The 19,530-nt window shown below is 50.4% G+C and carries 18 protein-coding genes; 12 read left to right on the top strand and 6 right to left on the bottom strand.

The window, feature by feature from the left end; all coding sequences use genetic code 11:
- Positions 1-715, bottom strand: a 715-nt coding sequence (locus J7438_RS10825; protein WP_209276545.1) for a hypothetical protein, incomplete at its 3' end; no start/stop codon positions are given.
- Between J7438_RS10825 and J7438_RS10820 the strand changes: the two genes are divergently transcribed.
- Positions 714-1,199, top strand: coding sequence for a hypothetical protein (locus tag J7438_RS10820; RefSeq protein ID WP_209276544.1), 486 nt, complete (start codon positions 714-716; stop codon positions 1,197-1,199). The two genes, J7438_RS10825 and J7438_RS10820, sit on opposite strands and share 2 nt — an antisense overlap.
- 553 nt (positions 1,200-1,752) lie before the next feature.
- Positions 1,753-1,980, top strand: coding sequence for a hypothetical protein (locus J7438_RS10815; protein WP_209276543.1), 228 nt, complete (start codon positions 1,753-1,755; stop codon positions 1,978-1,980).
- Positions 1,981-2,071: 91 nt separating this feature from the next.
- Here the strand turns inward: J7438_RS10815 and J7438_RS10810 are convergent, their stop codons facing one another.
- The 3 genes from J7438_RS10810 to J7438_RS10800 form a co-directional block, all read right to left on the bottom strand.
- Positions 2,072-3,676, bottom strand: a complete 1,605-nt coding sequence (locus tag J7438_RS10810) for a hypothetical protein (protein ID WP_209276542.1) — start codon at positions 3,674-3,676, stop codon at positions 2,072-2,074.
- Positions 3,677-4,022: 346 nt separating this feature from the next.
- Positions 4,023-4,328: a hypothetical protein gene (locus J7438_RS10805; protein ID WP_101745623.1), complete on the bottom strand. Its 306-nt coding sequence runs from the start codon at positions 4,326-4,328 to the stop codon at positions 4,023-4,025.
- Between the two features lie 34 nt (positions 4,329-4,362).
- The gene (locus tag J7438_RS10800; RefSeq protein WP_209276541.1) at positions 4,363-4,896 is read right to left on the bottom strand and encodes a DUF2062 domain-containing protein; all 534 of its coding nucleotides are present in this window, start codon (positions 4,894-4,896) and stop codon (positions 4,363-4,365) included.
- Positions 4,897-5,212: 316 nt separating this feature from the next.
- On the opposite strand from J7438_RS10800, the gene J7438_RS10795 reads away from it, so the two are divergent.
- From J7438_RS10795 to murB, 8 genes are all read left to right on the top strand, one after another.
- Positions 5,213-7,507, top strand: coding sequence for a DNA internalization-related competence protein ComEC/Rec2 (locus J7438_RS10795; protein WP_209276540.1), 2,295 nt, complete (start codon positions 5,213-5,215; stop codon positions 7,505-7,507).
- Between the two features lie 134 nt (positions 7,508-7,641).
- Positions 7,642-8,307 (top strand): flagellar polar localization protein PocA, encoded by a 666-nt coding sequence (gene pocA / locus J7438_RS10790; protein ID WP_209276539.1) that lies wholly within the window; start codon positions 7,642-7,644, stop codon positions 8,305-8,307.
- The gene (locus J7438_RS10785) at positions 8,304-8,732 is read left to right on the top strand and encodes an ExbD/TolR family protein (RefSeq protein ID WP_163372422.1); all 429 of its coding nucleotides are present in this window, start codon (positions 8,304-8,306) and stop codon (positions 8,730-8,732) included. The genes pocA and J7438_RS10785 overlap by 4 nt, the downstream gene beginning before the upstream one ends.
- Complete coding sequence (gene lpxK / locus J7438_RS10780; protein WP_209276538.1) at positions 8,729-9,787, top strand: tetraacyldisaccharide 4'-kinase; 1,059 nt, start codon at positions 8,729-8,731, stop codon at positions 9,785-9,787. Before J7438_RS10785 ends, lpxK begins: the two co-directional genes overlap by 4 nt.
- Before the next feature lie 13 nt (positions 9,788-9,800).
- Positions 9,801-9,995 carry a Trm112 family protein gene (locus J7438_RS10775; RefSeq protein WP_503003900.1) on the top strand — a complete coding sequence of 65 codons (195 nt, stop codon included), beginning with the start codon at positions 9,801-9,803 and terminating at the stop codon, positions 9,993-9,995.
- Positions 9,995-10,849 (top strand): 3-deoxy-manno-octulosonate cytidylyltransferase, encoded by an 855-nt coding sequence (gene kdsB, locus J7438_RS10770; RefSeq protein WP_209276537.1) that lies wholly within the window; start codon positions 9,995-9,997, stop codon positions 10,847-10,849. The genes J7438_RS10775 and kdsB overlap by 1 nt, the downstream gene beginning before the upstream one ends.
- 5 nt (positions 10,850-10,854) lie before the next feature.
- The gene (locus tag J7438_RS10765) at positions 10,855-11,346 is read left to right on the top strand and encodes a low molecular weight protein-tyrosine-phosphatase (protein WP_209276536.1); all 492 of its coding nucleotides are present in this window, start codon (positions 10,855-10,857) and stop codon (positions 11,344-11,346) included.
- A gap of 11 nt (positions 11,347-11,357) precedes the next feature.
- On the top strand, positions 11,358-12,410 hold the full coding sequence (gene murB / locus J7438_RS10760; protein WP_209276535.1) for a UDP-N-acetylmuramate dehydrogenase: 1,053 nt from the start codon (positions 11,358-11,360) through the stop codon (positions 12,408-12,410).
- Positions 12,411-12,524: 114 nt separating this feature from the next.
- Here the strand turns inward: murB and J7438_RS10755 are convergent, their stop codons facing one another.
- Together J7438_RS10755 and rne are read right to left on the bottom strand one after the other, a co-directional pair.
- Positions 12,525-13,007, bottom strand: coding sequence for a hypothetical protein (locus J7438_RS10755; protein ID WP_209276534.1), 483 nt, complete (start codon positions 13,005-13,007; stop codon positions 12,525-12,527).
- A 247-nt stretch (positions 13,008-13,254) separates the two neighbouring features.
- Positions 13,255-16,416, bottom strand: a complete 3,162-nt coding sequence (rne, locus tag J7438_RS10750) for a ribonuclease E (protein ID WP_209276533.1) — start codon at positions 16,414-16,416, stop codon at positions 13,255-13,257.
- 1,108 nt (positions 16,417-17,524) lie between these two features.
- On the opposite strand from rne, the gene rluC reads away from it, so the two are divergent.
- Together rluC and J7438_RS10740 are read left to right on the top strand one after the other, a co-directional pair.
- The gene (gene rluC, locus J7438_RS10745) at positions 17,525-18,478 is read left to right on the top strand and encodes a 23S rRNA pseudouridine(955/2504/2580) synthase RluC (protein WP_209276553.1); all 954 of its coding nucleotides are present in this window, start codon (positions 17,525-17,527) and stop codon (positions 18,476-18,478) included.
- 47 nt (positions 18,479-18,525) lie between these two features.
- A complete protein-coding gene (locus J7438_RS10740) occupies positions 18,526-19,512 on the top strand; it encodes a S49 family peptidase (RefSeq protein ID WP_209276532.1) in 987 nt (328 codons plus the stop codon).
- Positions 19,513-19,530: the final 18 nt, after the last annotated feature.

Genomic DNA, 19,530 nt, shown 5'->3' with positions numbered 1-19,530 from the left:
TTGCAGAGGCAGAATCCTGAACAGTCGGGCTTGCATAATTAAACGGCGTTGTTTTTATACCAGTCGGGCTTACATAATTAAACGACGTCGTATTTATACCAATCGGGCTGGAAAAAACCGGAACAGAACCGGGATTGGCTGTTGTTGACGTTGCCGATGCATTGGCAGTAACAGCGCCCTTGCTGGAACCGGACAGGCTGGACCGGGCTGGGAATGCCGTGGTGGCATTCATGGCAGTTGCCGAACTGTGCAGCGAAGGCAATGAATGCATACCCGTTGCATGGGTAGAGGCGGCACTCTTCACCGAGCCGGATACCCCCATGGACGTTGCCGAATATTCACCGGTTTCACCCATATCATTGATATTTACACTTGTGGCGGAAGGCCCTGCTGAGCCGGAAGCATGGGAGTGGTGGCTGGAGACGCTGGTTGCCAGGGGGTTGCTGACCGAACCGGACAGACTGGCTGTCCGATGGGCACCGGTTGCCGTAAAACCGGAGTCCGTCGCTTTGACTGAGCCTGCTGAATCGTGGGCAGTAGCGGTATGTTTAATGGACTCTGATGGACTGAAGGTAGTCTTGTAATCGCTGCTGGATGCACCAATGGCAGAGAATCTGACCAGGCTGGATTTTGCCAGGTGCGCACTGGAGTTTGCAGTTAACATCGATGCCGATGCCTGTACCAAGCCTGTCTCACTGTTTACAGATGGACTCATGGCAGATGTTGCCGAAGTCGCGTTATTAGAGACACTATCCTTCATTGCCTCCGACATACTGGCCATTGCTGTGTGTGTACTGACTGCGCTTGCAGATGTTGATGCTGATTCAGATACTGATGCTGATTCAGATGTTGATGCTGATACTGATTCAGGCGTTGATGCTGATTCAGATGTTGATGCTGAGACTGATTCAGACGTTGATGCTGATACTGATTCAGACGTTGATGCTGATACTGATTCAGATGTTGATGCTGATACTGATTCAGACGTTGATGCTGATACTGATGCTGATACTGATACAGATACAGATTCAGGTGTTGATGCTGATACTGATTCAGATGTTGATACTGATGCAGATGCTTTTGCTGGATTTGAATTGCTGGCCGAAGCTGATATTGAGGTTGTGCCAATTATTGAACCGGCTGCGCTTGAATTAATTGACTTTGTTCGACTAAGCAAGTCTGAAGAACTGGCAGACTGAACCAAATGGCTGGTTTGATACTGGCTACCCAGTGCAGGTGTCGTCTTCCCTGTCTTTTTATTATTAGCCACTTGACGTGAGTGAAACACGTTGGCTGTTTTAGCACGATCATGAGGAAATTTTTTATCATCATCATGAGGGAATTTTTTATCATCATGAGGGAATTTTTTATCATCATCGTGAGGGGATTTTTTATCATCATCATAAGGAAATTTTTGATCAGGCAGAAAACCTGGATTGGTTGGTTTAACTGGAAATCGAAGATGCATTGTTTAATTAACCCGTCAGTTGACTTTTATTCATTTCAGATTGAGTGAAAAAAATATCCAACTTTACAAAATTTGCAAATATTCGAGAGAGAAAATTATACGGTTCGGGGATGACTAATAAGGATTGTTGATTATTGCTGTTTCCAGGATTTCATAGCTGTAAATCACCAGGCAGAACTGCCCAGCCTCCGGGGTTGCTCAGCAACTTGGTAAAACCAGGCCACCTTTTTTAAAAGCTGATTCCCAGAGAGCTTACCGGGTAAAATAACTGTATTTATATACAAATGAAAAAACCAATACAGGAGGAAGCCCATGCCCATTACCTCCAAGAGTTGACCGGGACTGAAGCATGTTTACTGATAAGAAAGCCGTTGAAGAACACGATCAATTTTGAGCTGGTCGATGGTATCACATGTATGCTGGAAGCCAATCTCAAGACATCATTCCCAAAGGATCTGACTATTACCCTGTCATCTCTGGGGGTGAAAAGTGGTACGCTGGATGAGGCGTGACTCCATGTATCTTTATTCCCACTTCCCGGGGGGCTTGGCAATGACAAAGGCTGCCAGGCAGCCTGACGCAGGGCTGGTGCTCTGATAATTACTATTCATCTAAATTAAACGCTGGTTCCAGAACTAATGGAGCAACATCCAGTTTATTCCAGAACCAGCTAGTACTGTTTGGAATCAGTTTTGGGCGAACAGCATATCGGGCATGATAATTCGCAAAAAAATACAGGAGAAACTCAGGAAGAATATAAACACTGTATGGCTTTGATGGGCATTTTCTCGGCTCATAGCCAAAGGCGTGTCCTTTGATGGCGTTGGTTATCAGTATCATATCATCCGGTTTAAAATGTATCTGGTGGTTAGCCGTTTCTGATCTGATTGTTACCAGAAAGGAGCGGTTCACTTTTCTTGGAAACAGCGTTGCCAGGGCGCGCAGGTTGTGGACTTCATCAGCGAATAGCTGATGCATATCAATAAGGTGCTGGTTTTGATGATGTTCAGCGATGTGAATAACAAAATTTGTCGCTGTATTGCTGATGTTCAATGAATTATCAATCCAGGATAATAAATTGAAAATAATGTTGATGGCTTCCTGTGGTGACACCTCTTCAAGGTCCTGTGTCAGGGAAGGGGCAAATACGGGTAGCACGGCTGCATTATTTTTTCTTAATAGCTCGACTGTTCTGGTTGCCACTGTTTCTCTGGTGGATTGGTGGTTGCCGGAATTAATGCTCGGCAACAGGGGTTCGTCATATAAATAACAGAGCACTTTATAAAACTGTTCTAATGTTTGAATATTGGTGTATGGGTGATCTTTTGCAAATGGGCTGTTGCCATGAATGAAAAGATTGGCTTTTAAATCGTATTTTCCAGTATGTTCTTCCAGCTGATCGTAAAGCCGCTTTATCTGGTAATAATGTTGATTAACCTGATGCTGAATTTTTCTGTTGACGGGGTATTCCGGAGAGACATTGGAAAACAGTATTTGAAAATATATCTGGGTTAACAGATTGCTGATCAGGTCGGCAGCTTTCTCGCCATATACGAGGTCTGTTGTTTGCTGGTTTGTTAATAATACGGAGGTATCGGGCAACTGTTGCAGTCTTTCGAACGCCTGCTGAAAGAGTGCCGCCTGCTTGCTTCCATAGCTATGGTGATGCATATCCCTTGCAGCTACAGGATTGTTTTCCAGCAGAAACCAGTTTTTCGCATTCAGGAGTCTTCTGTGGGTATGAAGGTTATGCTCTTGTCCTTCAAGAGCGATGATCTGATTGGCTATATCTGCATTGGCGATAAAGTAAATTCTCTTGCCTTTGTAGGATAACTCGTAATAACCGTGTTTAGTGGTTTTGGCATAATCATTAAGTGCCTTGATATCACGGTAAGAGATGATATACAGATTGTTTATTCGGGATGCTGTCTGAAGTGCCTGTAGCAGGCTGCTTTTTAACACCCATGACAGCATCGGTGATTGTTCATAAAGCCTCTCAATTGAAAACAATGTCTCGGTTAATATGGGGACTGCACGCCTGGCGACGGAATATCTCAGGCTTTTGTTTTGCGGATGTTCAAATTCACAGTAGGCCATTGTTGTGGTTAAAGCGGCAATGGTAATAGCGAGTTTGGTAATCAGCTTAATATAACGAGGGCCTGTATGCTTTTGCTTATGGCTGTCTGTGTGTTTTCTATTAAATAACATTGTTAATGGCTACTTTTACGGGAAATCTGGTCAATTGCATATTTACTTTAAATATTATGATTTTTTATTTTTAAAAATTGATATTTTAAAATTGTATATTGTCAGGGGTTTGCTGCTGTCAGGTACTCATAAAACACCGTCAATAAACACTTAGTCTGCTTTTGAGTCATATAGTTCCTCATATTGCTTAAATTGGTTTCAGTTAGCCATTCAAAGTGGTTTATAGCCCGGAAGCCAGGGGCTTGATGCGCCAGAGATGATATTTAATTTCAGAGTGATTTTGCTGTCAGTTACCAGCCGTCCGGACGCAGGGTTTACCCGGTTCAGACGGCCTGGCAGGCAGGCTTCAGGGCGTTTCCTGAAGGTATTGGCTTGGGTCAATGTAGAGACCAAGGGAGCGCTTATCAATGCGCTTTTCCTTGTTTTCAGTCTTGCCGACTTCCTGATATCTGAAGACCACCGTATCACCAACGTTGACATCCAGTTGCTTGTCTGCCGACAGGTATTTGTAATCCTCACCAGCAACCGTCAGGGTATGGATATAGTAATCCGGCATCCCCAGCCAGTCGCTGTGAGGGCCATCGGTGCTGATAGCTTCAAGCAGACCACGACCTTCCAGTTTTGGCTGGCGTTTTTGAAAACTTCTTTGCATGGGGCTGTTATCTCTAGAGACTTTTGAATAGCGGTTAGTTGAAAGGACCGGGTCGGGAGCGACGTTTGTTCCTCTGGCGCCAGTGGATGACAACATTCCAACGCCAGGCCGCCCGAATCAGCAGGTAACTGATAAAGCCGAGTACAACGCCTGATACCAGCGATCCCAGATAGAGAGGCTTCCACACACGGGCAAGTCCGGCACCCAGACCTTGTACGGTGAGTTCAAAGGAAGCTTCACTTACCGGTGTCTGAAGGATAAAACAGCCAATTTTGTATGTAAAATAGAATATGGCAGGCATGGTCAATGGGTTGGTTATCCAGACCAGTGCGACAGAAAGAGGCAGATTGCATCGGAAAACAATGGCCAGACATGCCGCCAGAATCATTTGGAAAGGCATGGGAATAAACGCAACAAATATGCCGACAAAAAATGCGGCAGCAGCGGAACGGCGATTCAGTTGCCACAGGTTTGCATCATATAATGCAGAACCCAGAAACCGCAGGTGGCGATGTTCCTTGATGGTTTTTGGTTCCGGCAAATACCTTTTAATCAGTTTTTTCGCCATATCCTTTCACTATCTTACCGCTATCATGACATCAACTCATTATGCTCTGAGCTATGACTTTAGTTCATGGTTTGCAGAGGTTGCCAGTTTTCCAGTATGGAAGTCTTGCCAGCTGCCTTCAACCGATTCGGGATTGGCTTTTCCAGACTGAAATTCATCTATGCTTGCTGATTTTCATCGGCCATGACATGCCACGTTCAAATAAAGAATGGTTGATTATGCCACGGCACAATGACGGTCATTCTAGGCAGGGCAGAACAGTGCCTTGAATGAGGTAAAGCCTTGAATTATGCACTGAAATGGTAGGCAAGACTACGTGGATAACACGCACACGACCGTAAAACCGGCAAGGGGATTACTTATCTTCGTACTTGCCAGTGGTTTTGTTTCGTTGACATTTGGCATGTCGGTACTGCTGTCGATCAGCCTGCCGCTGTTCATTATGTTTCTGTGGGGGTTATCGTCAGCCGGAGCTTCCCGGGTCCGCTGGTGGCTGCTGCCTCTGCTGGCGGGTACTCTTGTCAGCTCATGGTATGCAACGCATTACGCTGTCAATCGCCTTGATGGCTATATACATGGGCGGGATATCAATATCGAAGGAAAGATTGCCAGTCTGCCGGTGATAAACGGCATGGCAGCGCGCTTTGATTTCGCAGTCAATCATGCAGGGTCTGGTCTATACGCCAAAAAGGTCAGGCTGAGCTGGTATGAACCGCCGGATTTGCAGGCTGGAGAGACCTGGCGGTTAACGGTGAGGTTGCGACAGCCCCATGGTTTTGCAAGCCCGGGTGCGTTTGATTATGAGGCCTGGGCGCTGCGTCAGGGGATACAGGCCACGGGGTACGTGAAGTCCGGATCACTGCTCGATAATAATGTTACCGGTATTTACCGGCTTCATCAGGTAAGGGCGCTGTTAAGACAGTGGTTGTACTCCACGGTATCTGATGACAACAGAGGGGTTTTCTCGGCACTGCTGCTGGGTGATAAAACAGCGATCAACACCCAGCAATGGCAGGTGTTGAATGAGACGGGAACCACCCATTTGATGGTGATCTCCGGCCTGCATATCGGTCTTATGGCCTGGTTGGGCTTCTCCCTTGCCACCATTGTTGGGCGATTGGGGGGAATTCCACTTCGCAGAGTACCCTTACCCGTGGTCAAGGCGCTGACAGGCATGCTGTTTGCGTTGTTCTATGCCCTGTTGGCCGGGTTCAGTGTGCCGGTGCAACGGGCCCTGGTGATGACATTTGCTGCATTACTGGCACCCTTGCTGGGTATCAGGGCCTCTCCCGCAACACTTTGGTTGTTGGCTTTGGCGGCAGTGCTTGCTATTGACCCCCTGGCCATAACCAGCAATGGATTCTGGTATTCGTTTATTGCCGCAGGCGCACTGCTGTTTGGTATGGTTGGTCGAAGGGAGAGGGCTGGCTGGCCGGTAACCCTGTTTAAGCCACAATGGCTGGTGTTTGCCCTGTTGACGCCTTTGCTGCTGTTTAATGGTCAGCCGGTATCACCACTGTCTCCCCTGGTGAATCTTCTGGCCATTCCATTAATTGGCATTGCCGTCGTTCCCTTACTGCTGTTCAGTGCAATTGTGCAGTTTGTGTTGCCTGAGACTGCCGGTTTCATTATGGCCGGGCTGGATTATCTGGTGACAGGGTTTCAATGGGGGCTGCAGTGGGTGTCCGGTTTGATGGTGCTTATTCCACCACAGCAGGCTCTGACCTGGCTTGACCTGTTGTTCGCTGTTGCCGGTATGTTGCTGCTGATCGCTCCGGCAACTCTGCGTTTGCGCTGGCTTGCCCCGGTGATGCTGATGCCTTCATTGTTCCCGAAAACGCTTGAGATACCGGCAGGTCAGGCTGAGGTCACTGTTTTGGATGTAGGGCAAGGGTTGTCTGTGTTTATCAGAACACGTCAGCACCTTCTGGTATACGACACCGGTGACCGATTCTCGGAAAAATTGTCAGCGGCAGAGAGCGTGATTCTTCCGGCGCTGTCCAAATCCGGTGTGGCCCGAATTGATCGCATTATCATTTCTCATGGTGATCAGGATCATTCAGGTGGTTTGCCATCACTGTTGTCCAGATACCCGGATGTACCGGTTATCAGTGGTACCAGGCTGCCCGATTTTGAGCAAGACTGGGTGAGATGCCAATCCGGAGATCATTGGCAGTGGGATGGGGTTTATTTTCAGGTGTTGGCCGGTGGTGAATATCGGCGCAGTAATGATGCGTCCTGTGTACTGAAAGTGACAGCAGGGTCAGACAGTCTTTTACTGCCCGGAGACATCAGTGGACGGGTTGAGAAACGGTTAATAGAGCAGGGCGCTGAGCTTCAATCCAGTGTGCTGGTGGCCGCTCACCATGGTAGCCGGTTTTCCAGTAGTTCTGACTTTCTCTCTGCGGTTCAGCCCGTGGCGGTTATTTTTTCCTCCGGCTTTGCCAATCGTTTCGGTCATCCGGCCGCTGAAACATTAGCTCGTGTGCAAAGCTCGGGAGCAAAAAATTTTAATACCGCTGCCGATGGCTCACTGTCTTTTACACTCGGTAGCGGTGATCTCACAGTTTCAGCCTACCGCAAAACCCACGCCCGCTACTGGTGGCGCTAACGCAGCCTCAAAGCGATCAGTTACGGCTTATATGGCGCTAATCTCTGTGATACAGTCATACTGGCCGGGTACTGATATGCCTGGCATTAACCGGGCCAGATATCATGAATTTGTCATTATAAGGGAAGATTATTGTGTTCGAACTGGTGAAATCCGGTGGTTGGCTGATGGTGCCTATCCTGTTGTCTTCAGTCATTGCCATGGCAATCATCTTCGAGCGGCTCTGGACGTTGAGACCCTCACGCATTGCACCGAAAAATACCCTTTCTCAAGTATGGAGGTGGATCAAAAGTAATGGATTGGACAATCGCAAGCTTGACCAGCTGAAAGCCGGGTCGCCCCTGGGAGAGATTCTGGCTGCCGGTCTGACCAACGCCCGCAGTGGCCGGGAAATCATGAAGGAAAGTATTGAAGAGCAGGCGGGCAAGGTGATCCATGACCTTGAACGTTATCTCAATACCCTGGGGACCATTGCCGCGATTACTCCCCTGCTGGGTTTGCTGGGAACCGTGATCGGTATGATTGATGTCTTTACTGTGCTGATGGTTGAAGGCACCGGTAATGCCGGTGTTCTTGCTGGCGGGATTTCCAAGGCTCTCATTACCACAGCAGCTGGTCTTACCGTGGCTATCCCGGCCCTGATTTTCCACCGCTATTTTACCCGGCGCATTGATGAGCTGGTGGTTGCCATGGAGCAGGACGCCATCAAGCTGGTGGAAGTGCTGCAGGGTGATCGCAAGGGCTCTTCATCCGCTAACGGCTCTTCATCCGCTCCGGGCAGTGAGGCCAGGAAAAAATGAACTTCCGACGACAGATAAATCAGGAAGAGGTGTCGATCAACCTGACACCCCTGATTGATGTGGTATTCCTGCTGCTGATTTTCTTTATGGTCTCAACCACCTTCACCAAGGAGACGCATCTGGCCATTGACTTGCCGGAATCCTCCGGCGAGGTGTTGCAGCAGCAGCCAAAGCAGATTGAGATCATCATCAGCAAGTCTGGAGATTTTGCCGTTGACGGTCAGGGGCTGGTCAATGGTCAGCTGGATACACTCAAGCGGGCACTGGGCAAAGTAAGCCAGGGAGACAGCAAGATTCCCCTGATTATTACCGCTGACGCCAATACGCCTTATCAGGCGGTTGTTACGGCAATGGATGCTGCAGGGCAGCTGGGTTTTACCAACCTGAGCATGACCACCCGAAAAGATACCGAGTCTGATCAGTGAAGCTCTGGCCCCGTTTCAGCCAGTCGGTCACAGACTCCTGGTATTCTCCTTCCGGTGGCTGGACCCGCTGTCTCAAGCCACTTAGTTGGTTATTTTCCTTTCTGGCTGCGAGAAGAAAGCAGCGTTTACTGCAGACAGCACGGTGGTCTTCGCCTGTGCCGGTCATTGTGGTGGGTAATATTTCGGTCGGTGGAACCGGCAAAACCCCTTTGGTTGCCGCCCTTGTGCGTGAATTTCAGCGAAGGGGCTACCGGCCGGGGATTATCAGTCGTGGATTTGGTGCGAAAACCGGAGGTATGCCCCTGTCGGTCCGGCCGGATTCAGACCCGGCAAAGGCCGGGGATGAGCCGGTTATGCTCGCCCGACAGCTGCATGTCCCTTTGATTGTTGACGTTGATCGAGTAAAGGCGGCCCGCTATCTCTGTGATCAGACAGACTGCAATCTGATCATCGCAGATGATGGATTGCAGCACTATAATCTGCAACGGCATATTGAAGTATTGGTTCTGGATGGTGACCGGTTGCTTGGCAACCAATTGTGTCTGCCCGCAGGCCCGCTTCGGGAACCACCGGAAAGAATGAGCCAGGTGGATATGATTCTGGTCAACACCAACAATGCTTCTGTGTCAGCGAAGGCTGAGGAAGTAGAAAGTTCCCTTGGGCTGACGACGCTGGAGCGGGAAAAACTGTACTGTTTTTCCCTTGAACCTTCTGCGCTGGTCAGTATGGTCGGTATTTCGCAACAAATTCCCGATAAAAGCAGGGTTCATGGTGTTGCAGGAATTGGTAATCCGGAGCGTTTTTTTAATACACTGCGCTCTTTGGGATACGATGTTATTGGGCATCCTTATCCGGATCACCACTTATTTGCACCGGAAGATATCTGTTTTAACGACGATCTTCCGGTAATTATGACCGCCAAGGATGCCGTTAAATGCAGTGGTTTTGCCGATCACAGACACTGGTATCTGCCGGTGACGACCCGTGTATCGGGCTCATGTATTGAGCAGCTGGTGGCAATGATTGAAGCCCGTAAGCCGGTATTTGCTGGCTGATGGCTGAGGAACAATGATGGATAAAACGCTGTTTGAAATTCTGGCCTGCCCACTGTGTAAAGGGGAAGTGCGGCCAAATAAAGAGCGTCAGGAACTGGTTTGCAGACCCTGTGGTCTTGCTTATCCGGTTCGTGACGGTATTCCTGTCATGCTCGAAGGTGAGGCGCGCACATTGACCGTTGATGAACGTTTGGATGAGGCGTCCTGATGGCACAAGGCTTTTTATCGGCTGAGGGCTATTTATCGGCTGAAGGCTCTGACTTCACCGTTGTAATACCTGCCCGATTTGCTTCCAGTCGTTTGCCGGGCAAGCCACTGGCTGATATTGCGGGCAAGCCTATGGTGCAGCATGTTTATGAGCGGGCACTGGCCAGTGCTGCCAGGAAGGTCATCATTGCCACGGATGATGAGCGTATTCTGAAGGTGGCTGAAGGTTTTGGCGCAGAGGTATGCATGACGCTGCCGGGACATCCTTCTGGTACTGACCGGTTGCAGGAAGTGGCCAGAATCTATGGTCTGAAGGATGATGAAATCATTGTCAATGTGCAGGGTGATGAACCTCTGATCCCCCCCTCTGTGATCAATCAGGTGGCCAGAAACCTGCAACTGTCGTCTGAGGCAGGGGCTGCTACGTTATCCAGCCCACTGACCCGGGTGGAGCAGATTTTTGATCCCGGTATTGTCAAAGTGGTTGCTGATGCCCGGGGGTATGCGCTTTATTTCAGTCGTGCCCCTATTCCCTGGGCGCGGGACGATTTTGCCAGGGAAGAAAAAAGAGTGCCGAAAGATGCCTGCTTTCAGCGTCACATTGGCATCTATGCCTATCGGGTTGGGCTCCTGAATCATTATGTGACCTGGGGTGTCAGTCCGATTGAGAACATGGAGTCTCTTGAGCAGCTTCGACTGATGTGGCATGGCTATCGGATTCATGTGGCTGAAGCAGTGGCAACGCCGCCCCATGGTGTCGATACGGAACAGGATCTGCTGGCAGTTCGTGCATTGCTTGAAAGAGAGCAGGAACTGGACAGCCCTGAGCCCAATGAAACAACGGTCAGAGCATAAACAGAATGACAAAAGTACTGTTCGTCTGTCTGGGAAATATCTGTCGGTCACCCACTGCCCATGGTGTGTTTGCCCATCAAGTGGCGGAAGCAGGGTTGTCAGACTGTATCAGAGTTGATTCAGCGGGCACCAGTGGCTGGCATGATGGCGGGTTACCAGACAGCCGTTCCATGCAGCAGGCAGCGGATCACGGTTATGATCTTTCATTTATTCGCTCCCGCAAGGTAACCTCTGCTGATTTTGTTGAGCAGGATTATATTCTGGCTATGGACAGAGAGAACCTGAAGAACCTGCAAAAGATCTGCCCGCAGGAACATGCCTGTAAGTTGAAGCTTTTTCTTGATTTTGCTGGCCTGCCAGTCTCTGAAGTTCCGGATCCATACTACGGTGGTAACGAAGGATTTGAGCGGGTGCTTAATCTGGTTGTGCTGGGTGGGGTTGCGTTGCTGGATCATTTGCAGAAAACCCATAAGTATTTTGTCTCCAATTTCTATTGAATCAACTATTAATGAACTTCCCGGTTAAGATTTGCGACAACTATTCCCTGGTGGAGAGAAATACCCTGGGTTTGCCGTCTACTGCCAGATATTACGCTGAGGCAAATACGGTTGCTGAATTGCAGTCGGCACTGGCTTTTGCCAGGGAAAAGCAGCTGCCCGTTATTCCCCTGGGCGGTGGCAGTAATGTAGTGCTTGGTGATTTTCTTGATGCCCTGGTTGTGCACGTTAATCTCAAGGGAAAAACAGTGTTGAGTCGTGATCAGGAGTGTGTTCGGGTCAGGGCTGAGGCGGGAGAGAACTGGCATGAGTTTGTTTTATGGTCTCTGGATCATCAGGCCTATGGGCTGGAAAATCTCTCCTTGATACCGGGTAACGTTGGCGCTGCACCTATCCAGAATATTGGTGCCTATGGTGTTGAGTTAACGGATTCTTTCGTTTCGCTGGAGGCGGTGAACCTTGAATCCGGGCATGTTGAGTATTTTGACCGGCAAAGTTGTAGCTTTGGTTATCGCGATTCGGTATTCAAAAGAGAAAAGCGTGACCAGTATATTATTGTCGCTGTAACCCTGGATCTTGATGCAACATTAAAACCCAATCTGGGCTATGGCCAGTTAGGTGATCTGCTTGCCAGACGTCTGGGCGATCAGGCTCCCTCCGCAGTGGATATCAGTCGGGCTGTTTGTGATATTCGCCGGGAAAAGTTGCCGGATCCATCTGAGGTGGGTAATGCTGGCAGCTTTTTCAAAAACCCGGAGGTATCACAGTCAGAGATGGATCGCCTGAAACAGGAATATCCGAATATTGTCGCTTATCCCCTTGGGCAGAACTGGAAACTGGCCGCTGGTTGGCTGATTGATCAGACCGGGCTGAAAGGGAAGCGTGACGGTTGTGTGGGGACATACCAGAAACAGGCTCTTGTTCTGGTGAATCACGGTGGAGCCACTGGTCGGGATGTACTGTCTTTCTCCAGGCAGGTTCAGCAGAAAGTAAATGAAAAGTTTGGTGTTCAGCTGGAAAGAGAGCCGCGGCTTTATATGGATGATGACAGAACACCCCTGTGAATCTAAGGATGCAGATTTGTGAGATGGGGGATGATTCTACGTTGCACTGATAGTAATAAACCAGAAGTCCCATGAGTTGTCCGGGACTCCTGACTGACTAGTGTTTCATATCGTTTAACGGACAGTAATAGTGCCAATTGTTGCTTCTTCGGTAGGAGCCTGATCAACGTACCACCATGTTCCAACGGCCTCCTCGGCCCCGTAAGCCTGGGCGTAACGGAAGCGAATCTGGTAAGTGCCCGGTTCGTTGGGCGCAACGATGTGAAAGTCTACATCTTGCTCGGTGATATCATTGTAATGAGGATCAAGGTATCGACCATCAATGACAATGGCATTGGCAATTGATGTTTGAGCACCTATGCCATCAATACCAACAATAATCTGGACAATGCTGGCTTCTTCCCTGGGCCAGAGCCATTTGTAATGGGCATGGATGCCGACAGTTTCACCGGGTTTAACGTCGGCTTCAGTGCCTTGCCCGTGGATATCTACGTTGCTGAAAGCGATGCCTGAATATTCAACGTCTGAAAATGCAGAGCAGGATAGAATACACAGTAAGCTGGCCATTACCCATTGCTTGAAAAGGTTGTTTTTCATAAATTTTCCTCTGTTTTGGTTGTTCTAGTCACATGATTTACTCCCTGTTTTGATTTCTAAAATTGATAAAAGTTCCACCAGTGGCGGGTTGCGGCTCTTTTAATTTGCGTGGGAGCGAGTTCGGCAAAGATTTATTGTCCATCGCTATAGCGCAGGGCGATTTATGACTGGAGAGCCTTCTGGTGGTTTTTCAAGGCAAAAAAAAACGGGGTGGAAACCACCCCGTTCAGACCTGTATCAACCCGTATTACAGGTTGCTTTCTTCAGTACGCACTTGCGGAGCTTCCTGGGTTTCGCCTTCTGGCTCGACAGTCAGTTCGATCTGCTGAGTCTGGCGCTTTGCCCTGGGGTCGTTGTGAGCACGGCTGCGACGACGACGCGGCCTTTCAGCGGTTTCATCAGCAGTAACTGCTTCAGCTTCGCTGGCTTTAACCTCTGCTGTCTGGTCACGCTCAACTGCTTGTGGTACTTCTGCTGCTTTGCTCTCAGGCGCTAAAGGCTTTGGAGTCGGGGCAGTCTCAGCAGGCTTCTCCTGTGGACTTTCATGAACAACTGCCTGGTCTTCATCAGACTGATTTAATGCCTGCTTCAGCATCTCTTCAGCTTCATTGGCGGTCATGGTCGGCTTGGGCTCGACAGCCTCTGTTTCAGCATCCGCTACAGCTGGTTTCTCGAAAGCGGGTGGCATGGTTGCAAACGCTGGCTTGTCGAGATTATGGGAAGCGGCAACGGCTTTTGCCATTTCTGTCATCTGAGGGCGAGGGGTTACCTTCTCCCGCTCAACGGTTGCTGCTTCTGCAGTGGCAACGGGCAGGTCAGCCTGGCGTTCTTGAGTGCTGGTCTCAACGGTGGCTTGTTCTGCTTTTTCCGGTTGCGCTTCAGAATCTCCGGCTGTTGCAATCTTAAGCTCAACTGTCGGCTCTTTATCGGCAGAAGGCTGTGCTGGTGAGTCGCCCTTCGCAGGGATTTCAGGTTCGCTGACTTCCTGAGGCGCAGACTGCTGAGCTTCCCTGAGACGGCGAGGGTCATTCTTCACTCTTCTTGAGCGACGAGGTCTCCCTTCTTCCGGTGCTTCAGGGGTGTTGGCAATTGTTTGCTCTTCGACAGGAGCTTTGCTGGTTTCCTCTACCTTATCCATTGGCATGGTCGGAGCCGCAGGAGCTTCCGGGGCAGATGCAGCAGCTTTGCTGCTTTCCAGCTCAGGCTTCTCGATGCTGGCAAACGACTCTTTTTTGTCAGCACGCTTTTCCTGTGGGGCGCTTTCCTGAGTGGCAGTTTCATGAACAGCAGGCGCATTTACTGCCCCTTTAGCGCTTTCAGGCAGCAGTGGCTGTAATTGCGGTTCATTTTGTTGCTGGCGCTGAGACTGTCGGTTGTTGCGACGACGGGGCGCAGAGTTGGGGCGGCGTCGACGATCACCAGAGCCCTGTTCTGGTTCCTGGTCCTGGCGGCGTTCCTGTCTGGGTTCCCGTTGTTCCGCTACTTCCGGCTTGTCACGCTGGCGTCTTTCCTGCCTTTCGAAGCGATTTTCCTGACTGCCGGAGCGGTTGTCTGAGCGTTCCTGCTGACTCTTTTTACGCTCTTTCTGAGGACGGTTGCTGTCCTGTCTGTCGCGGCGCTGGGAATCAGTTCGGGCCTTTTTCCTGTTTTGGCCGACTTGATCACGACGCGCCGGTTGACGTTGCTGGGTGGGTTTGTTCTGGCCAGCGGATTTGTCATCGTCATTTTCAGAGTTGAAGAGGCTGCCGATGGACTTCAGCAGACTGCCAATAAATCCGGGTTTTGCTTCAGACGCTTTAATGGCTGGTGCAGGCTGTGCCGGGGCAATATTGCGAACGACAGCTTGTTGTCTGGGCTGAGGCCTGGTGGCTGTGGTCAGCTCTTCCGGGCTGGAGTCTTCGCCCTCAAGGATGATTTCGTAGCTGCTCTCGCGATCCTGAAGATTGTCATCACGGAGGCGCTGGACATCGTAATGAGGGGTTTCCAGATTGGCATTTGGAATGACGATGATGCGGGCATCATGGCGCTTCTCGATCTTGGCGATCATTTTGCGCTTTTCATTCAACAGAAATGCCGCCACTGGCACGGGAACCTGTGCACGAATTTCGGACGTCTTGTCCTTCATGGCCTCTTCTTCCATCAGGCGCAGAATAGACAGGGCCAGAGACTCAATATCCCGAATCGTGCCCTGACCTGAGCAGCGAGGGCAGACCACGCCACTGGTTTCACCCAGTGATGGGCGCAGACGCTGACGGGACATTTCCAGCAGGCCAAAGCGGGAGATACGGCTGGTTTGAACGCGGGCACGATCAACCGACAGCGCCTGACGAATACGGTTCTCTACTTCCCGCTGATTCCGGTTGCTGCCCATATCGATGAAGTCGATAACAATCAGGCCGCCAATATCACGCAGGCGCAGCTGGCGGGCAATTTCATCCGCCGCTTCGAGGTTGGTGTTGAAGGCGGTTTCTTCGATATCGCCACCACGGGTTGCACGGGCAGAGTTGATATCAATGGATACCAGGGCTTCTGTTGGGTCAATAACAATGGAGCCGCCAGATGGCAGTTTGACTTCACGCTGGAAGGCGGTCTCGATCTGGCTTTCAATCTGGAAGCGGTTGAACAGGGGGACGCTGTCTTTATAAAGTTTGATCTTGTTCTGGTACTGGGGCATGACCTGTTTAACAAAATCCAGGGCTTCTTGATAAACCGGGGTTTTGTCGATCAGTACTTCACCAACATCCTGGCGCAGGTAGTCGCGGATAGCGCGGATAATGACATTGCTTTCCTGGTAGATCAAAAATGGTGCGGGATTTTTATCGGCAGCATCTTTGATGGAGTTCCAGAGCTGCAGGAGATAGTCCAGATCCCACTGAAGGTCTTCTGTTGAACGGCCAAGGCCAGCTGTGCGAACGATGACACCCATCTCGGCCGGGATGTCCAGCTTGCTCATGGCCTCACGAAGTTCAGCACGCTCATCACCTTCAATGCGGCGAGAGATGCCACCGGCCCGTGGGTTGTTGGGCATCAGCACAAGGTAGCGGCCAGCCAGGCTGACCAGTGTGGTCAGGGCGGCACCTTTGTTGCCACGCTCTTCCTTATCTACCTGAACGATAACCTCGGTGCCTTCCTTGATGACATCCTTGATGTTGGGACGACCACCAGTGTGGCCGACGAAGTATTCCCGGGAGATCTCTTTTAAAGGCAGGAAGCCGTGTCGCTCTGCACCAAAGTCCACAAACGCGGCTTCCAGGCTGGGCTCAACACGAGTGATTTTTGCTTTGTAGATGTTGGCTTTCTTCTGCTCGCGGGCTCCGGATTCAATATCCAGATCGAACAGGCGCTGCCCATCGACGAGTGCAACCCTCAGCTCTTCTTGCTGGGTCGCATTGATCAACATTCTCTTCATAGAGTACCAAATTGCTAATGGCTACCCTGATCAGATGTTGGTGGCGAAAAGTTGTTCGTGACATTCGGTTAATCCAGCGCATTCATTGGTTTGACGGGCAATCCATCGTCTTTCCGGAAGCGCCCGGCCCGCCACCTTACGTATTCGTGGTGGCTGGCAGTGCAACTGGTTTCCTTCAGCTTTTGTACAAACTCTTCGGTGCTACCCGAGTGTACACAGGCCAACAACCGCAGGAGAGCGGTGTGGTCGGTGGTAACCAACTATCAGACTTACAGCCGGGCTTATTCAAGGGTAAGGCTGTAACGATATAGTAATCTGCATCCGTATGTTGACCGGATGCATAGTGGGGAGATGCGTTGATCGGGCGCTTCTGGCTGGTTGTGGATACGTTTGCAGGTATCACTGAGCCTTTCACTAGCATATGACCCGTCCGCTGTTCTTCATCCCTGGTATCGGGAGCGCAACCTCTGTTCTTGGGTGGCACTGTTTATCTATCACGGCAGTGGCCGTGGTCTTTAATCATTCAGTACCATGGCAGGAACTCATGCCCTCAGGGAGGGATGCAACTGGTTCATCTGCCATGATGTCTGCCTGAGCGGCTATTCCCGGAGTTACCTGGCCCGGACTTGTTCATCGGGTAGATGTAGCTCCAGTTTATTTTCGGCCCGGTTAGCGGAATTTAAGTGATGCTATCCCTTTCGGGTCATGCTCAGACTTCGTAAATCGAACTGCCTCTTCGGATAGTTACAAGGCAGTGCCACAACTATATCAGTAATCTGTAAGTGCTTCAAATGACACAAAGCTGATAACATTACCTGGACGAAAATCGCGGTAATCCCTGAAAGTCTTTTTATCTCAACCAGTTAAGGTAGAGCTTCCGGGGCTGCAACTTGGCATAAACAAATATGTGGTTAGACGATTGAAACAAGCGCGCAACGTTAATGGTAAAGGCCGTTCCAGTCACAGGAAGGGGGCCCCAAAGTCCGGTAGAACCGGGGGAGTGGTTTCCGGGCGTGGGGCTGGCCGAGAGTGTTCAGGCCGACAGGCTCTTCCTCGAAGGTTAAAGGATCAGCCTCCCGGGAATGGGGAGGCCGTTGAAGCTGGTGTTGTGGCCGCAAACGTTAACTTTATTACCATTGATGAGGATGCGGCTGGTCAGCGTGTTGATAATTTTCTGTTGCGGGTTCTTAAAGGGGTGCCCAAGACCAGGGTGTATCGTATCGTTCGCAAGGGTGAGGTGCGGGTTAATAAAAAGCGGGTAAGCGCAGATTATCGCCTTGAATTGAACGATGTTGTTCGTATTCCTCCGGTCCGAGTGGCCGAAAGGGAGGCTCCAATAAGGCCCGCTGACAGCGTGATCGCTCAATTGGAAAAAGCGGTACTTTATGAAGATGATCTGCTGCTGATTATCAACAAACCGTCCGGGCTTGCTGTGCATGGCGGAAGCGGTCTGTCTTATGGCGTGATTGAAGCGCTTCGCCAGCTACGGCCGGATAACCGCACGCTGGAACTGGTGCATCGCCTGGATCGGGACACCTCGGGTTGTCTGGTGATTGCCAAGCGCCGCAGTATGCTGCGTCATCTGCATAACCAGTTGCAGCAGAAAGAAAAAGTTGAAAAGCTGTATCATGCTCTGGTGGTGGGTAAGTGGCCAGCGAGAAAGCAGCTGGTTAATGCGCCGCTGTTGAAGAACGTGCTGCAGTCTGGAGAGCGGATGGTCCGCGTGCATGTGGATGGCAAAAAATCCCGAACAGCGTTTCGAGTACTGAACCGTTTTCCAAATATGACCCTGGTTGAGGCTTATCCCATCACAGGGCGGACCCATCAGATTCGGGTTCACTGTCTGCACGCGGGGCATCCCATTGCCGGGGATGAAAAATACGGTATGGATTCAGACAATCAGTCCCAGAAACAGTTTGGTCTTAAAAGGCTGTTCCTGCATGCCGCCAGTATCGAATTTGACCTGCTGGATGGTAAGCGGTTAAAGGTTGAAGCACCTTTGCCGGACGACCTGGCTGAGGTGTTGTCAGCTTTGCAACTGGATGTCGGATCGAAGAATTGATAAATATGCACTGATCGTTTTTGAGTGAACCTGTTTAAGGGGTGATTATGCAAGACAAGTGGCGGGAGTCCTCGTCTGAGGCGCAGGATAGCCTGGACAGTAATCGAGCCTGGGATCTGGTGGATAACCTGGCCAAAGGCGCGCTGCTGGAGCAGCAACGTTCCCGGCGATGGGGTATATTTTTTAAACTGCTGACCTTTGGCTGGTTGTTTTTCTCTGTTGCCGTCATTTATAACGCGACCAATATCAATGATGCAGTGATCAGTGATGGCTCCAGTGAGCATACGGCGCTGGTGGAGATTGATGGCCAGATTGGTGGTGGCGATGTGAATGCAGATGTTGTGGTGTCGGGATTACGCTCAGCCTTTGAGGATCCGGGCACTAAAGCCGTCATTCTGAGAATTAACAGTCCGGGTGGTAGCCCTGTCCAATCTGGCTACATCTATGATGAAATTCTCAGGCTGCGTGAACTGCATAAGGATACGCCTCTTTATGCGGTCATTATGGATATCGGTGCGTCTGGCGGCTATTACATTGCCGCTGCCGCTGATGAAATTTACGCTGACAAGGCCAGTCTGGTGGGGTCCATCGGCGTTATTTCCTCTGGTTTTGGTTTTGTCGGGGCGATGGAGAAGCTGGGGGTTACCCGCAGAACCTATACCTCCGGTGAAAATAAGGCATTCCTTGATCCATTCCAGTCCGTGGACCGTGAAGCTGCTGTTGAATGGCAAGCGTCGCTGGATACTATTCACCAGCAGTTTATTAATGCGGTAAAAACCGGGCGGGGTGATCGACTGGCTGATCGGTCGGATATCTTTTCAGGCATGGTCTGGTCTGGTGAGCAGGCCAAAACACTGGGTCTGATTGATGGTCTGGGCAGTGCCGGTTATGTGGCCCGGGAAGTGGTGGGTGAAGAGGATATTGTTGATTACACCTTCCGCCTCTCGCCGTTGGAAAAATTTGCCCGTGATTTTGGGGCTGGTGTCAGCGCCACCCTGGTGGAAGCCCTGGGTGATGGTTTTCAGTTAATGTGATTTGATCACCGGGTCTGC

The sequence above is a fragment of the Thalassotalea sp. G20_0 genome (assembly GCF_017744175.1).
Taxonomy (GTDB): Bacteria; Pseudomonadota; Gammaproteobacteria; order Pseudomonadales; family Endozoicomonadaceae; genus Endozoicomonas.
This window is presented reverse-complemented; position numbering and strand designations above follow the sequence as displayed.

What these genes read in the sequence shown, in the direction of transcription:
- kdsB (WP_209276537.1), top strand. Translation starts at nt 9,995, where the DNA reads ATGGCACAAGGCTTTTTATCGGCTGAGGGCTATTTATCGGCTGAAGGC.
- murB (WP_209276535.1), top strand. Translation starts at nt 11,358, where the DNA reads ATGAACTTCCCGGTTAAGATTTGCGACAACTATTCCCTGGTGGAGAGA.
- rne (WP_209276533.1), bottom strand. Translation starts at nt 16,416, where the DNA reads ATGAAGAGAATGTTGATCAATGCGACCCAGCAAGAAGAGCTGAGGGTT.
- J7438_RS10740 (WP_209276532.1), top strand. Translation starts at nt 18,526, where the DNA reads ATGCAAGACAAGTGGCGGGAGTCCTCGTCTGAGGCGCAGGATAGCCTG.
- J7438_RS10800 (WP_209276541.1), bottom strand. Translation starts at nt 4,896, where the DNA reads ATGGCGAAAAAACTGATTAAAAGGTATTTGCCGGAACCAAAAACCATC.
- J7438_RS10810 (WP_209276542.1), bottom strand. Translation starts at nt 3,676, where the DNA reads ATGTTATTTAATAGAAAACACACAGACAGCCATAAGCAAAAGCATACA.
- J7438_RS10755 (WP_209276534.1), bottom strand. Translation starts at nt 13,007, where the DNA reads ATGAAAAACAACCTTTTCAAGCAATGGGTAATGGCCAGCTTACTGTGT.
- J7438_RS10765 (WP_209276536.1), top strand. Translation starts at nt 10,855, where the DNA reads ATGACAAAAGTACTGTTCGTCTGTCTGGGAAATATCTGTCGGTCACCC.
- J7438_RS10775 (WP_503003900.1), top strand. Translation starts at nt 9,801, where the DNA reads ATGATGGATAAAACGCTGTTTGAAATTCTGGCCTGCCCACTGTGTAAA.
- J7438_RS10815 (WP_209276543.1), top strand. Translation starts at nt 1,753, where the DNA reads ATGAAAAAACCAATACAGGAGGAAGCCCATGCCCATTACCTCCAAGAG.
- J7438_RS10805 (WP_101745623.1), bottom strand. Translation starts at nt 4,328, where the DNA reads ATGCAAAGAAGTTTTCAAAAACGCCAGCCAAAACTGGAAGGTCGTGGT.
- J7438_RS10820 (WP_209276544.1), top strand. Translation starts at nt 714, where the DNA reads ATGGCAGATGTTGCCGAAGTCGCGTTATTAGAGACACTATCCTTCATT.
- J7438_RS10785 (WP_163372422.1), top strand. Translation starts at nt 8,304, where the DNA reads ATGAACTTCCGACGACAGATAAATCAGGAAGAGGTGTCGATCAACCTG.